The 12,939-nt window shown below is 69.7% G+C and carries 13 protein-coding genes; 10 read left to right on the top strand and 3 right to left on the bottom strand.

The genetic code is table 11. The features are described from left to right. The first annotated feature begins 31 nt into the window (after nucleotides 1-31). The 5 genes from M6G65_RS16385 (at nucleotide 32) to tatC (ending at nucleotide 4,579) form a co-directional block, all read left to right on the top strand. Nucleotides 32-1,396 carry an SPOR domain-containing protein gene (locus M6G65_RS16385; protein WP_238195197.1) on the top strand — a complete coding sequence of 455 codons (1,365 nt, stop codon included), beginning with the start codon at nucleotides 32-34 and terminating at the stop codon, nucleotides 1,394-1,396. A gap of 272 nt (nucleotides 1,397-1,668) precedes the next feature. After that, nucleotides 1,669-2,673: a beta-N-acetylhexosaminidase gene (nagZ, locus tag M6G65_RS16380; protein ID WP_250104187.1), complete on the top strand. Its 1,005-nt coding sequence runs from the start codon at nucleotides 1,669-1,671 to the stop codon at nucleotides 2,671-2,673. Between the two features lie 145 nt (nucleotides 2,674-2,818). Beyond that, a complete protein-coding gene (locus tag M6G65_RS16375) occupies nucleotides 2,819-3,091 on the top strand; it encodes a twin-arginine translocase TatA/TatE family subunit (protein WP_238195199.1) in 273 nt (90 codons plus the stop codon). A 103-nt stretch (nucleotides 3,092-3,194) separates the two neighbouring features. Then, nucleotides 3,195-3,782, top strand: coding sequence for a Sec-independent protein translocase protein TatB (gene tatB / locus M6G65_RS16370; RefSeq protein ID WP_238195200.1), 588 nt, complete (start codon nucleotides 3,195-3,197; stop codon nucleotides 3,780-3,782). After that, on the top strand, nucleotides 3,779-4,579 hold the full coding sequence (gene tatC, locus M6G65_RS16365) for a twin-arginine translocase subunit TatC (RefSeq protein ID WP_238195201.1): 801 nt from the start codon (nucleotides 3,779-3,781) through the stop codon (nucleotides 4,577-4,579). Before tatB ends, tatC begins: the two co-directional genes overlap by 4 nt. A 101-nt stretch (nucleotides 4,580-4,680) precedes the next feature. On the opposite strand, the gene tyrS is transcribed toward tatC, so the two are convergent. After that, complete coding sequence (tyrS, locus tag M6G65_RS16360) at nucleotides 4,681-5,952, bottom strand: tyrosine--tRNA ligase (RefSeq protein ID WP_238195202.1); 1,272 nt, start codon at nucleotides 5,950-5,952, stop codon at nucleotides 4,681-4,683. A 124-nt stretch (nucleotides 5,953-6,076) separates the two neighbouring features. Here tyrS and M6G65_RS16355 point away from each other — a divergent pair, with 124 nt between their 5' ends. The 4 genes from M6G65_RS16355 to ribB all read left to right on the top strand — a co-directional run bounded on the left by M6G65_RS16355 (nucleotide 6,077) and on the right by ribB (nucleotide 10,236). Beyond that, on the top strand, nucleotides 6,077-7,210 hold the full coding sequence (locus M6G65_RS16355; protein ID WP_238195203.1) for an anhydro-N-acetylmuramic acid kinase: 1,134 nt from the start codon (nucleotides 6,077-6,079) through the stop codon (nucleotides 7,208-7,210). Next, on the top strand, nucleotides 7,207-7,821 hold the full coding sequence (locus tag M6G65_RS16350; RefSeq protein ID WP_250104186.1) for a DUF3578 domain-containing protein: 615 nt from the start codon (nucleotides 7,207-7,209) through the stop codon (nucleotides 7,819-7,821). Before M6G65_RS16355 ends, M6G65_RS16350 begins: the two co-directional genes overlap by 4 nt. A 203-nt stretch (nucleotides 7,822-8,024) precedes the next feature. Then, the gene (gene aroC, locus M6G65_RS16345; protein ID WP_250104185.1) at nucleotides 8,025-9,125 is read left to right on the top strand and encodes a chorismate synthase; all 1,101 of its coding nucleotides are present in this window, start codon (nucleotides 8,025-8,027) and stop codon (nucleotides 9,123-9,125) included. Nucleotides 9,126-9,159: 34 nt separating this feature from the next. Beyond that, a complete protein-coding gene (gene ribB, locus M6G65_RS16340) occupies nucleotides 9,160-10,236 on the top strand; it encodes a 3,4-dihydroxy-2-butanone-4-phosphate synthase (RefSeq protein WP_238195206.1) in 1,077 nt (358 codons plus the stop codon). A 9-nt stretch (nucleotides 10,237-10,245) separates the two neighbouring features. Here ribB and M6G65_RS16335 read toward each other — a convergent pair whose 3' ends face one another. Together M6G65_RS16335 and M6G65_RS16330 are read right to left on the bottom strand one after the other, a co-directional pair. Beyond that, entirely contained in the window at nucleotides 10,246-10,863 is a 618-nt protein-coding gene (locus M6G65_RS16335) for a LysE family translocator (protein WP_238195207.1), read from the bottom strand. Nucleotides 10,864-11,126: 263 nt separating this feature from the next. Further along, a complete protein-coding gene (locus M6G65_RS16330; protein ID WP_238195208.1) occupies nucleotides 11,127-12,056 on the bottom strand; it encodes a histone deacetylase family protein in 930 nt (309 codons plus the stop codon). A gap of 183 nt (nucleotides 12,057-12,239) precedes the next feature. On the opposite strand from M6G65_RS16330, the gene M6G65_RS16325 reads away from it, so the two are divergent. After that, the gene (locus tag M6G65_RS16325; RefSeq protein ID WP_238195209.1) at nucleotides 12,240-12,818 is read left to right on the top strand and encodes a L,D-transpeptidase; all 579 of its coding nucleotides are present in this window, start codon (nucleotides 12,240-12,242) and stop codon (nucleotides 12,816-12,818) included. The last annotated feature ends 121 nt before the right edge of the window (nucleotides 12,819-12,939 follow it).

The following is a 12,939-nucleotide window of genomic DNA, read 5'->3' as shown; positions in this document are numbered from 1 at the left end:
CGGTCACCGGCGCTGATGTGAGGATGCTGCCATGACGAACGCTTCGCGCGCTCAGGTCGATCTCGACGCCCTCGCGCGCGATCTGCGTCAGGACGGCACCCGCGCGCCGCAGGCCGCGGGCAAGGCGGATCCGTTGGCCGAGCTCGCACGCATCGTCGGCCAGGACGACCCGTTCCGCGCGCTCCTCGCCGCCCGCGAAGAGATGCTGACGGAGCCCAATGCCCAGCTGCAACCCGGCTGGAACGGCCGGGTCGAGCCCAGCTTCACGCCCGAGACCCCCAAGGCGACGCCGGCCGACGCGTTCGACCAGTACCTCGCCTCGGTCGACCAAGACACGCACCAGGAGGCCGGCCCCTACGCGCAGGGCGGCCAGGAGCCGCAGGACGGGATCGACGGCGCCTACGAAGATGGCCGGGCGCTGCGCCGCGTGAATCCCCGCCGTCGTCTGGTTTCGGTCGGCGCCGGAATTGCCGTCGTCGCAGTCGCGGTCACGGGTGCGCTCACCTACAAGGGTCTGAGCAGCTCCGGGCACGGCGGCGTCCCCGTCGTTCAGGCCGACACGACGCCGCTCAAGGTGGCTCCGAAGGTCGCCGACGGTGTCGAGATCCCCGATCAGAACCGCCAGATCTACGATCCCAAGGGCAAGAAGGACGGCCAGATCAAGATCGTGAACCGCGAAGAGCAGCCGCTGGACGTCGGCGAGGCCGCGCGGGCCGCTCAGGGTCCATCTCCCGCCGGCAACAGCCAGGGCGGCACGACGCCGGGCAACGGCCCCTTCGAGGCGTTCGGTGAGCCGCGTCGGGTCCGGACCGTCGCGGTCAAGCCGGAAGCCCCGCCCGCACAACCGGCCCGCGAAGCGGCTCAGGCCGACGCGGGTCCGGCCCCGATCCCCACCATGGTGCTGCCCGGCGACGAACCCGCTCCGCCCAAGGCGAAGCCGGTCCGGCAAGCCGCGGCCAGCCTGCCGCCGGCCATCCCCGCGCCGGTCGAGGCGGCGCCGGCTCCCGCGCCCGTCGATGCGCAGACGCCGAAGCCCGTCGCCGTGAAGCCGCCGCCGAAGGCCGCCCAGCGAGTCGCCGCCGTGGCTCCGGCCGCCCCGGACACGACCGCCAGCACGACCCAGTCCGACGACGCCGCCATCAGCAACGGCCCCGTCAGCGGCTTCTCTGTGCAGCTCGGCGTGCGCAATTCCGCCGCCGATGCGAAGGCGGCGTTCCGGCAGATGCAGGCCAAGTACACCCAGCTCGCCGGCAAGCCCGAGCTGATCCGGCAGGCGGAGGTCAACGGCAAGACCATCTACCGCGTCCGCGTCGGGCCGCTGGACAAGGCCGAGGCGGCCAGCCTCTGCAGCGCCCTTCAGGGCCAGGGCGGTCAGTGCTTCGTCGCCAAGAACTGACGGGCGGCCGATCCCAGGCCTCGGTGTCACCCGCCTGATCCTCTTTCAGTCGATCCGGCGGGATTGACCGGGCGAAGCGCGCGACGGACCGGACCGGGCGCAGATCCCCGGCGGCAACACCGGGCTGCCACGGTGCCGATCCGACGTTCTGAGCCGCGGTTTGGTCTTGCGGACTCCCTGATGCCGCCCGACTCTGCCGGCACCGATCCGGACCGCCTAGAGTGCGCGACTCGTCTGACGCGCAGCCACCAAGAAGTCTCCGAGACGTCCCGATGACCTCCCGTGCCCTGATCCTCGGCTGCGCCGGCAAGTCGCTCTCCGCCGAGGAGGCCGCTTTCTTCCGCGACGTGCGGCCCTGGGGCTTCATCCTGTTCAAGCGCAACATCGGAGCGCCCGAGGAAGTCCGCGCCCTGACGGACGCGCTCCGCGGCTGCATCGGCTCAGACACGGCGCCCATCCTGATCGACCAGGAGGGCGGCCGGGTTCAGCGGATGGGGCCGCCGCACTGGCCGGCCTATCCGGCGGGCGGCCGATACGGACGCCTCAACGGCAGCGCCGCGACGATCGCCCGGCTCGGCGCCCGGCTAATGGCGCACGATCTTGCCGAGGTCGGCATCAATGTCGATTGCGCGCCCGTGCTCGATGTTCCCGCGCACGGCTCGCACGACATCATCGGCGACCGGGCGTACGGCACCGACCCCGACGCCGTCGCCGAGATCGGTCGCGCGGTCGCCGAAGGCCTGATGGCCGGCGGCGTGCTTCCGGTTGTGAAACATATGCCGGGCCATGGCCGCGCGGCCTGCGACAGCCACCACGACCTTCCGATCGCCGACGCGAGCCTGGACTCCCTCGCCGCGCAGGATTTCCGACCCTTCCGGGCGCTGGCCGACATGCCGATGGCCATGAGCGCGCACGTGGTCTTCACCGCCATCGATCCCGAGCGTCCCGCGACGCAATCGCGGGAGGTCATCCGCGCGGTGATCCGGGGCGCGATCGGGTTCGACGGTCTGCTGATGACCGACGACCTGTCGATGCACGCGCTCACGGGAACGTTCCGCGACCGCACGCAAGCCGCCTTTGATGCGGGGATCGACGTCGGTCTGCATTGCAACGGCGTCATGGATGAGATGCGCGCCGTTGCCGAGGCGGCGCCGCTGCTGTCGGGCCGGGCGGCCGAGCGGGCCGGAGCGGCCCTGGCCCGCCTCGACCCTGCGGGCGACGGCCTTGATGTTCCCGAAGCGCGCGCGCAGTTCGCCGCCGCACTGGCCGCGGCCTGATCCACAGCCGCCGCTGCGGCATTCCACCGGCCGTGACATCGCCTCTGCTTGTGTTCGGGCAGCGCGATCCCTAGGTTCGCCCGGAAATCCTCAACCGGACGTGGCGTCACGCTCTCGCAGCTGGGGGCGCACGCAGGAGGTTGCCATGGGCAGCATGAGTATCTGGCACTGGGTCATCGTCGCGGTCATCGTGATGCTGCTCTTCGGCCGCGGTAAGGTCTCCGACCTGATGGGCGACGTCGCCAAGGGCATCAAGGCGTTCAAGAAGGGCATGGCCGAGGACGAGACGCCTCCGGCGACCCAGAACGTGGCACCGCCGAGCGAACCGGTCCGGACGATCCCGCACACCGCCGAAACCAGCCCCGGGACCGCGATCCCGGCGAGCCACCTGCCCGGCGGCGAACGCAAGCCGGTCTGACGGCAAGATGGTCTCGGGGACTGTCAGGGCGCGCGCGCTCGTGTAGAGCCTGACGGGATCCGGACGCAGGTGCGGATCTCAGGGCAGCAGGACCGTCGGCGACATGCTGGACATGAGCTGGGGCGAGGTGATGCTGATCGGCGGCGTCGCCCTCATCGTCATCGGGCCGAAGGATCTGCCGAAGGCGCTCCGCACCGTCGGGCAGGTCACGTCGAAGCTGCGCCGCATGGCCGGCGAGTTCCAGATGCAGTTCAACGAGGCGATCCGCGAGGCCGAACTCGACGACGTCCGGCGGGAGGTCGACGGCATCCGCAACACCGTCCGGACGGCAAGCTCGACCTTCAACCCTGTGCAAACGATCCGGGACGAGCTGAAGGGCGCGGTCGAGGGCCGCGCCAAGGTTGGGCCCGAGAAGCTGGGCCCGGAGGCGCCCGCGGCGGAGACCCGCTCGCTCGCCGACGCGACCGCACAGCTCAAGGCTGAGCAGGACGCCGTTGCACCGGCCCCGGTGCCCGAGCCGCCGGTCACCCCGCATCCGGCCGCCGGGTCCTCGCAGGATCTCGCACCGCAGGCGGCGGCCGATATCCCGCTTCCAATTCCAGGCTCGGTGGACGATCCGTTCGGCGCGCCCGAGCCACCTGCATCCCATCACGAGTCCGCGGACTCGAAGAACGGCACGGCTGCCCGATGATCAGCGAGGCGGACGAGGCCGAAATCGAGGCGTCGCGGGCGCCTCTGCTCGAGCATCTAATCGAATTGCGGTCACGATTGATCAAGTCGTTGATCGCGTTCGTGTTGATGTTCTTCGCCTGCTTCTTTTTCTCGCGCGATATCTACAACATCCTCGTCTATCCATATGTGTCGATCGTCGGCGCCCAGAACGCCGAGCTGATCGCGACGCACTTCCTCGAGCAGGTCTTCACCAACATCAAGCTCAGCGTCTTCGGCGCGGCCTTCCTGGCTTTCCCGGTGATCGCGACCCAGATCTACGCGTTCGTGGCGCCCGGCCTCTACCGGAACGAGCGCAAGGCGTTCCTGCCCTACCTCGTGGCCACGCCGATCTTCTTCATCCTCGGCGCGCTGGTGGTGTTCTTCCTGGCGATGCCGCTGCTGATCAAGTTCTCGGTGTCGCTCCAGCAGGTGGGCGTGGCCGGGGAGCCGACGATCAAGCTGCTACCGAAGGTCGACGAGTACCTCTCGCTGATCATGACGCTGATCTTCGCGTTCGGGATCGCGTTCCAGCTGCCGGTCATCCTGACCCTGCTCGGCCAGATCGGCATCATCGACTCCGCGTTCCTGCGTGAAAAGCGGCGCTACGCCATCGTCCTGGTCTTCGTGGCCGCCGCCGTGCTGACGCCGCCGGACGTGATCTCGCAGCTGTCGCTGGCGATCCCGATGCTGCTCCTCTACGAGGCGTCCGTCTTCTCGGTGGCTCGTGTCGAGAAGCTGCGCGCCGCGCGGCGGGCCGAGGAAGGCCTGGACCCGTAATCCGGAGCCGCCGAGGGATCGGCGGCTCGTCGCCCATCAGTGGGAAGCCCGCCGCGCTGACCCGCTCGGCTGCGGGACAGGCGGCGTCGCTTAGCGCCAGCTCATTCCGCCCGCAGCAGCACGTGGCGCTTCTTGCCGAACGACAGCTTGATCACCCCGTCGCCGTTGAGATCCCCCCGTCCGAGCAGGGCTTTCTCGTCGGTGACCGGCACGTCGTTGACCCGCAGGCCGCCGCCCTTGATCTGGCGCCGGGCCTCGCTGGTCGAGGGGACCAGCTTGGCGACGTCCGGGCCGAAGGCGGTGAGGACACCGAGACCGGCCTCCAGGGTCGCGGCAGGCACGGTGACGCTCGGGAGATCCGTGGCCAGCGTGCCTTCCACGAACGTCTTGCGCGCGGTCTCGGCGGCGGCCTCCGCGGCCTCGCGGCCGTGCATCAAGGCCGTGGCCTCGGTCGCCAGCACCGTCTTGGCGGCGTTGATCTCGGAGCCGGCCAGCGCCGCCAGACGGGCGATCTCCGTCATCGGCAGCAGCGTGAACAGTTTGAGGAAGCGGGCGACGTCGCCATCCTCGGTGTTCCGCCAGAACTGCCAATAATCGTAGGGCTTCAGCATGTCCGGGTTCAGCCAGACGGCGCCGGCCGCGGTCTTGCCCATCTTGGCGCCCGACGCGGTGGTGAGCAGCGGGCAAGTCAGGGCGTAGAGCTGCGGCGTGCCCATGCGGCGGCCGAGATCGATGCCGTTGACGATGTTGCCCCACTGATCCGATCCGCCCATCTGCATCACGCAGCCGTAGCGGCGGTTCAGCTCCACGAAGTCGTAGGACTGGAGGATCATGTAGTTGAACTCCAGGAACGAGAGTTCCTGGTCGCGCTCCAGCCGCAGGCGCACGCTGTCCATCGACAGCATGCGGTTCACCGAGAAGTGCCGGCCGACGTCGCGCAGCATCTCGATGTAGTTGAGCTTCGTCAGCCACTCGGCGTTGTCGACCATCACGGCGTCGCCGGTGCCCGCGCCGAAGCGCAGGAACTGGTCGAAGGTCTTGCGGATCTCGGCCTTGTTGGCGTCGATCTGCTCGACAGTCAGGATCTTGCGGGTCTCGTCGCGCCCCGACGGGTCGCCGACCCGGGTCGTGCCGCCGCCCATCAGGGCGATCGGCTTGCCCCCGGTGGCCTGCAGCCAGTGCAGCATCATGATCGACAACAGGTGCCCGACATGCAGCGAGGGCGCCGTGCAGTCGTAGCCGACATAGGTGGTCAGCCGGCCCTCCAGAGCCGCGGCGTCGATGCCGGCGAGGTCCGAGGTCTGGTGGATATAGCCGCGCTCGGTCAGGATCCGCAGGAAGTCGGATTTCGGCGCGAAGCTCTCGGCGGTCATGGATGTCATCTCGGGTCGCGGGCGTCGCGCGACAGGCCGAGGCTCGGCGTGCTAGCTCGCGCTGGGTTCAGGATACGGCGCGCTCTTAGCAGGGCGTTGGCCGAAAGGCACGGGGCAGGGCGGCATGGCGATGATGCGCGCGATCGGGCTGATGAGCGGCACCTCGCTGGACGGCGTGGACATCGCCTTGATCGAGACCGACGGCGAGCGGGTCCACGTGGTCAAGGGCCACAACAACTTCCTGGAGCCGCTGGGGCCGACCGGCTACCGCGGCTATTCGGACGACGAGAAGGCGCTGCTGCGTGCGGCCACGAAGGACGCCGAATCGGTCCTTCATCCCGGGGACCGGCCGGGCCGTCTGCCCGAGGCGGAGGCGTTCGTCACGCAGGCCCACGCTGAGGCGGTCGAGCGCTTTCTGGAGGAGCACGGGCTGCGCGCGTCCGAGATCGACGTCATCGGCTTTCACGGCCAGACGGTGATCCACCGGCCGGATCAGCGCATCTCGATCCAGATCGGCGACGGTCAGGCCCTCGCGACCCGGCTCGGCATCCCGGTGGTCTCCGACCTCCGCCGGGCCGACATCGAGGCGGGCGGGCAGGGGGCGCCGCTGGTGCCGGTGTTCCACAAGGCCCTGGCCGAGGCTTCGGGCTTCGACGGGCCCTTCGGCATCCTCAACATCGGCGGCGTCGCCAACGCCACCCTGATCGATTCGAAAGGCGGCGTCATCGCCTTCGATACGGGCCCCGGCAACGCCCTGATCGACGAGTGGATGCAGGAGCGCGAGGGCAAAAATCTCGACGATGGCGGCCGCACCGCCGCCCGCGGACGGCCCGACGAGCAGCTGCTCGCCTGGCTTCTGACCCACCCGTTCTTCTTCCGGAAGCCGCCGAAATCGCTCGACCGGAACTGGTTCTCGCACAAGCTCGCCGGGCAGCTCTCCACTGAGGACGGCGCCGCGACGCTCACGGCCTTCACGGCCCGGGCCGTGGCGCGGGCCCTCGACCACGCCCCCGAGATCCCGACCCGCTGGATCGTGGCCGGCGGCGGCGCGCGCAACGGCGAGCTGGTGCGGCTGCTGAACTACCACCTGCGGGCCGAGATCACGACGGCGGACGCCATCGGCTGGTCCTCGGCCTATCTGGAGGCCCAGGCCTTCGCCTACCTGGCGGTGCGCTCGCTTCAGGGCCTGCCGATTACCTTTCCATCGACCACCGGGGTGCGGGACGACATGACCGGCGGGGTTCTGGCCCGCCCGTGAGCCTCGGATACGCGCTGCGGCGGGTCGCCGAGGAATACCCGCTCGCCCGCCCGGACCCGCCGGCCGGGCATCCTCTGGCCGCGATCATCCGCAAGGGCGTACCCGACGAGCTACGCGGCGCCCTCGAACCGATCGACGGCCCGTTCCTGGTCAAGGGCAGCCCGGGACGCGGCAGCAGATGGGCGGCCGTTCCGTGGGTGGCGATCTTCGATCCGGCCATCACCACCAGCGCGACCCGCGGCTACTATCTCGTCTACTTGTTTCCGGCGCACCGCCAGGCGGTTCACCTGTCTCTGGCTCAGGGGACCGTCGCGGCGATCCGCCAGCATGGGCCGGGCGCCGAAGCCTATCTCCGCGCGAGCGGCGATGCTTTGCGGGCGCGCCTCTCGGATTTCGTCCGGACCCTGCCGAATGCCACGATCTCCCTGGGCAGCGTCGGCGAGCTGCCGGAGGGCTACGAGGCTGCGCACATCCTCGGGCTCAGCTACGAATTGGCCGATCTCGGCGACGAGCGCCGGCTGCGCCGGGATCTCGCGGCAGCGGTTACGGCGTATCGCGCCTTGAAGGCGCGGGGTGGGCTCGATCTGCCCGGTTCGGGTCCGGGCGCCTGACGCCGCAGATCGCTCCTCAGGCCGTCCTTGCGAGCGCGGCGAAGCCATCCAGCAGCGCCACGCCGATCCCTGTCCCGCGGCCCGGATCTGCTTCGCTCCGCTCGGAAGGACGGCGCGGTCACGCGGCCCGCTCGCGTCCGCCGTTCCGCTCTGCACCGGCGGCGTTTGTGCCCCCGGCGCTCCCGCGCTAAGGCAGCGGCGCCATGTCCCACAACAGCTTCGGCCACCTGTTCCGCGTCACGACCTTCGGCGAGAGCCACGGAGTCGCGCTCGGCTGCGTCGCCGACGGCTGCCCGCCGGGCCTGCCCCTCGAAGCCGAGGAGATCCAGGCGGAACTCGACCGGCGCAAGCCCGGCCAGTCGCGCTTCACCACGCAGCGCCGGGAGCCCGATCAGGTCCGGATCCTGTCCGGCGTCTTCGCCGACGACCGGACCGGCGGGCGGCAGTTGACCACCGGCACGCCGATCGCGCTGATGATCGAGAACACGGATCAGCGCTCGAAGGATTATTCGGAGATCCGCGACAGCTACCGCCCCGGCCACGCCGACTACACCTACGACGCCAAGTACGGCATCCGCGACTATCGCGGCGGCGGGCGATCATCCGCCCGCGAGACCGCGGCGCGCGTTGCCGCCGGCGCCGTGGCGCGCAAGGTGATCCCGGGCGTCACGATCCGGGCGGCGCTCGTCCAGATGGGCCCGCACGCCATCGACCGCGCGCGCTGGGACTGGGCCGAGACCGGCAACAATCCGTTCTTCTGCCCCGACGCCGAGACCGCTTCGTTCTACGGGACCTATCTCGACGAGATCCGCAAGGACGGCTCCTCGGTGGGCGCCGTGATCGAGGTCGTGGCCGAGGGCGTCCCGCCGGGTCTCGGCGCACCGGTTTACGGCAAGCTCGACGCGGATCTGGCCGCCGCCATGATGTCGATCAACGCCGTCAAGGGCGTCGAGATCGGCGACGGCTTCGCGGCAGCGGCGCTCCGCGGCGAGGACAACGCCGACGAGATGCGCGCCGGCAATGGCGGTCGTCCGCGATTCCTCGCCAACCATGCGGGCGGCATCCTGGGCGGGATCTCGAATGGCGAGCCGGTCGTGGTGCGCTTCGCGGTGAAGCCGACCTCCTCGATTCTCACCCCGCGGCGCTCGGTGACCCGCGACGGCACCGAGGTGGACCTCGTCACCAAGGGCCGCCACGACCCCTGCGTCGGCATCCGCGCCGTGCCGGTGGCGGAGGCCATGATGGCCTGCGTGCTGGCCGATCACTATCTGCGCCATCGCGGGCAGGTCGGGCAGCAGCCCTGATCCCGGCCCCGGCTCCAACATCTCGAGAATGCCCGTGCCCCACTGCACCGTCACCGAGGCCATCGCGGCCTTCGCCAAGGGTGAGATCGTCGTCGTCACCGACGACGACGACCGCGAGAACGAGGGCGACCTCGTCGTTGCCGCCTCGCTCTGCACGCCGGAGAAGATGGCGTTCATCATCCGCAACACCTGCGGCATCGTCTGCGCGCCGCTGACCGTGAGCGAGGCGCGGCGCCTCCATCTCGACCCGATGGTGGCGTCCAACGACGCCCCCTTGGGCACCGCCTTCACGGTGACGGTGGACGTCAAGCACGGCCTGACCACCGGCATCTCCGCGGAGCAGCGCTGCAACACGGTCCGGGCGCTCGCCAACGGCAACATGGGCGCGGGCGATTTCGTCCGACCGGGCCACGTCTTCCCGCTGATCGCCCGGGATGGCGGGGTGCTCATGCGCTCGGGCCATACCGAGGCTGCGGTGGATCTCTGCCGCCTCGCGGAGCTACCGCCGGTGGGCGTGATCTGCGAACTCGCCAACGACGACGGCACCGTCATGAAGGGGCCGCAGATCGACGCGTTCGCCGAGACGCACAATCTGAAGCGGGTCTCGGTGGCCGACCTGATCGCCTACCGGCAGGCGCGCGACCGGCTGGTGGAGCGGGTCGGGCACTTCCCCGTCCAGACGAAGCACGGCGACGTCACGGCCTACGTGTTCTCGACGCCTTTCGAGGCGATCCAGCAATTCGCCTTCGTGGTCGGCGACATCGGCGACGGCCGGGACGTGCTCGTGCGCCTGCATCGCTCCAACGTCGTCGCCGACGTGATCGGCGGCGGCAAGCAGATCGATGCCGTACTCTCGCGGTTCGCGGCGGCCGGACGCGGGGTGCTGGTCTATCTCCGGGACGGTACGGCCGGCGTGCCGATGAAGAGCGTCACCGAGGAGGGCACCGAGGCGCAGCGCGCCCGTCAGTGGCGCGAGATCGGGCTGGGCGCCCAGATCCTGCGCGACCTCGGCGTGGTGTCGTTCCGCAATCTGGCCACCTCGTCGCGGGCCTATGTCGGCCTGTCGGGCTTCGGCATCGAGCACCTGGGCGACGAGCCGCTGGAAGGATAACCCGCTCGGTCAGGCGCGGCGCGCGACGGTCCAGATCGCGGCGCCGGCCATGATCGCGGCGGCGCCGCGGTTCAGCCGCCGATGGAACGCCGAACTCTGCAGGGCATGCCGCGCCCGCGACGCAAGGGCCGCGTACGGCGTCATCACCGCAACCAGGACAAGGGTCGTGACGGCGACGAGCGTCGCGAAGTCGCCCCGCGTGACGGTCCGCAGGTCCAGGAGCGTCGGCAGCACCGCGAGGTAGAAGAAGATCGTCTTGGGGTTGGCAAGCGTCACGGTGAGCCCGGCCAGGAAGCTTGCCAGGGGGCGGTCGGCCTTTCGGGCCGCCACGGGCCGCGCGCGCGCCGCGCTGCGCCAGAGCTGGACCGCCAGGTAGCCGAGGTACAGGCCGGCGCCGATCCGGACCACGACGAACACGTCGCCGAGCGCCTCGGCCACGCGGGTCAGCCCGAACACCGCGGCCGCCAGAAAGGTCAGGTCGCCCAGAATCAGTCCCGCGCCGAAAGCCATGCCGGCCCGAAAGCCCGAAGCCAGCGCCCGGGCGACGAGCGCCACAACGCCGAGGCCCGGGATCGCGGCAGCGAAGCCCAGCGCCAGGGCGTAGGCTAGGAAACCGGCTTTCGTCACCGCCCGACGTCCGAGAAATCATCAATCAGAGCTGTAGACGTCGCGCGGATGACGGCCTTCATGATTAAGAACCCAGCCATGAGCAGACGCTAAGCCGATTTGCGTTGACAGGTCACATGGGACACGACAGCTCCCCCGTGCATCGGGCCTCCCAACCGACCCTCTCATCCTGGGGTGACCGCGCTAGCGGGCTCAGGATGAGGGGGCTGGATGGGACAATGCTCTCGCGCATGCGCCAGCGATGCTCCATCCGGGAACGAAGTCTACCGACCCATCAGCGCGTCGACATGTGCGGCCACCGACTTGGCTAGCCCTTCGAGACTGTAGCCGCCTTCCAGCACCGAGACGATCCGGCCCTGCGCGCAACGCTCGGCCAGATCCATCAGCCGGCGGGTCGCCCAGCCGAAATCCTCGGCCTCGAGCCGCAGGTTCGCCAGCGGATCCAGGCGGTGGGCATCGAAGCCTGCGGAGATCACGATTACGTCGGGCCGGAAGGCCTCCAGACGTGACAGGATGCCGGTCTCGAAGGCTTCGCGAAACACCTCGCCATCGTCGTTCGGACGCAGCGGCACGTTGACGATGGTGTTCTTCTCGCCCCGCTCGGAGGCAGAGCCCGTGCCCGGGAACAGCGGCATCTGGTGTGTCGAGCAGTAGAGCACCGTCGGATCGTCCCAGAAGATGTCCTGGCTGCCGTTGCCGTGGTGGACGTCCCAGTCCACGAGACCCACGCGCTCCGCCCCGTGCTTCTCCTGCGCGTAGCGGGCCGCGACCGCGGCGTGGTTGAACAGGCAGAACCCCATCGACCGGGTCCGCTCGGCATGGTGGCCCGGTGGCCGCATGGCCACGAAGGCGTTCCGGCACTCGCCCGCGATGACGGCGTCGAGAGCGTGGTTGGCCCCGCCGATCGCCCGCAGGGTCGCCTCCAGGCTGCCCGGAGACAGGATCGTGTCGGAGTCGATCCCGACCATCCCGCTCTCCGGGATCGCCGCGGCGAGGGCATCGACGTATTCGCGCGGATGAGCGAGCGCGGCGGTCTCGAGCTCCGCCCGCGGTGCCGAGGCGCGCACCAAACCGGCGAAGCGCTCGTCTTCTAGCGCGCGCTCGACCGCGCGCATCCGCGCCGGCCGCTCCGGGTGCCCCTCCGGAACCTCGTGGTCGAAGCTGGCGGGATGGCTCACGTACAGAGTGGTCACGACGGTCGCTCCCGGATCCATTCCTGTCGCGCGCCTGCAACAGGAGCCGGCAATGTGCCATGGGCGCAACGCGCGGACTACGGCGGGGTGCCCGCCACCCCTATGGTTCACCGAATCTTCTCAACGGCGAGGCCGGGCCTTTCGCACGCCCGGGCTCGCGGACCGAACCCGGAGAGCGGGCGCATGCGCATCATACCGGTTCTTGCCTGCGCGCTGCTGCTGACGGGCTGCAACTTCAAGGGCGTGCCCGATCCGGCGCTCTCGGCGCGCGACGCGGAATTCATGGCGCTCGTCCCGAACGCCGAATTCGACCCGCACTTCGCCCGCTATCAGGTGAGCGATCCGACCCACGAGCCGCCCGGCACGATCGTGGTCGAGACGAAGGAGCGTCAGCTCTACCTCGTCCTGCCGGACGGGAAGGCGATCCGCTACGGCGTCTCCGTGGGCGACGAGGCCTATGGCTGGACCGGTACGGCCCGGATCGACCGCAAAGCGGAGTGGCCAGCCTGGAACCCGCCGGCCGAGATGATCAAGCGCTGGCCGCACGTCCACGGCATGCAGGGCGGCCCGATGAATCCTCTCGGCGCCCGCGCCCTTTACCTCTCGGATCACGGCAAGGACACGCTGTACCGGATCCACGGCACCAACGAGCCCGAGAAGATCGGGCAGGCGGTCTCCTCGGGCTGCATCCGCATGCGCAACATCGACGTGGTCGACCTCTACAACCGCGTCCCGGTCGGGGCGACGGTCATCGTCCGGTAACGCAACCGGTCAACCTCCCAATAAGCCTGCTTGCTCGTGGGGTGTTTACCTGAACTTCCGTTCAGATCTGGCCATTAACTTCTGGCAGGGAAGCCGTCCCGTAAGTTGAAGACACACAGGG

Origin of the sequence: Methylobacterium tardum (genome assembly GCF_023546765.1) — a bacterium.
In the GTDB taxonomy this organism is placed as follows: domain Bacteria; phylum Pseudomonadota; class Alphaproteobacteria; order Rhizobiales; family Beijerinckiaceae; genus Methylobacterium; species Methylobacterium tardum.
The sequence above is the reverse complement of the archived record's forward strand: the minus strand, read 5'-3'. Positions and strand labels throughout refer to the sequence as shown.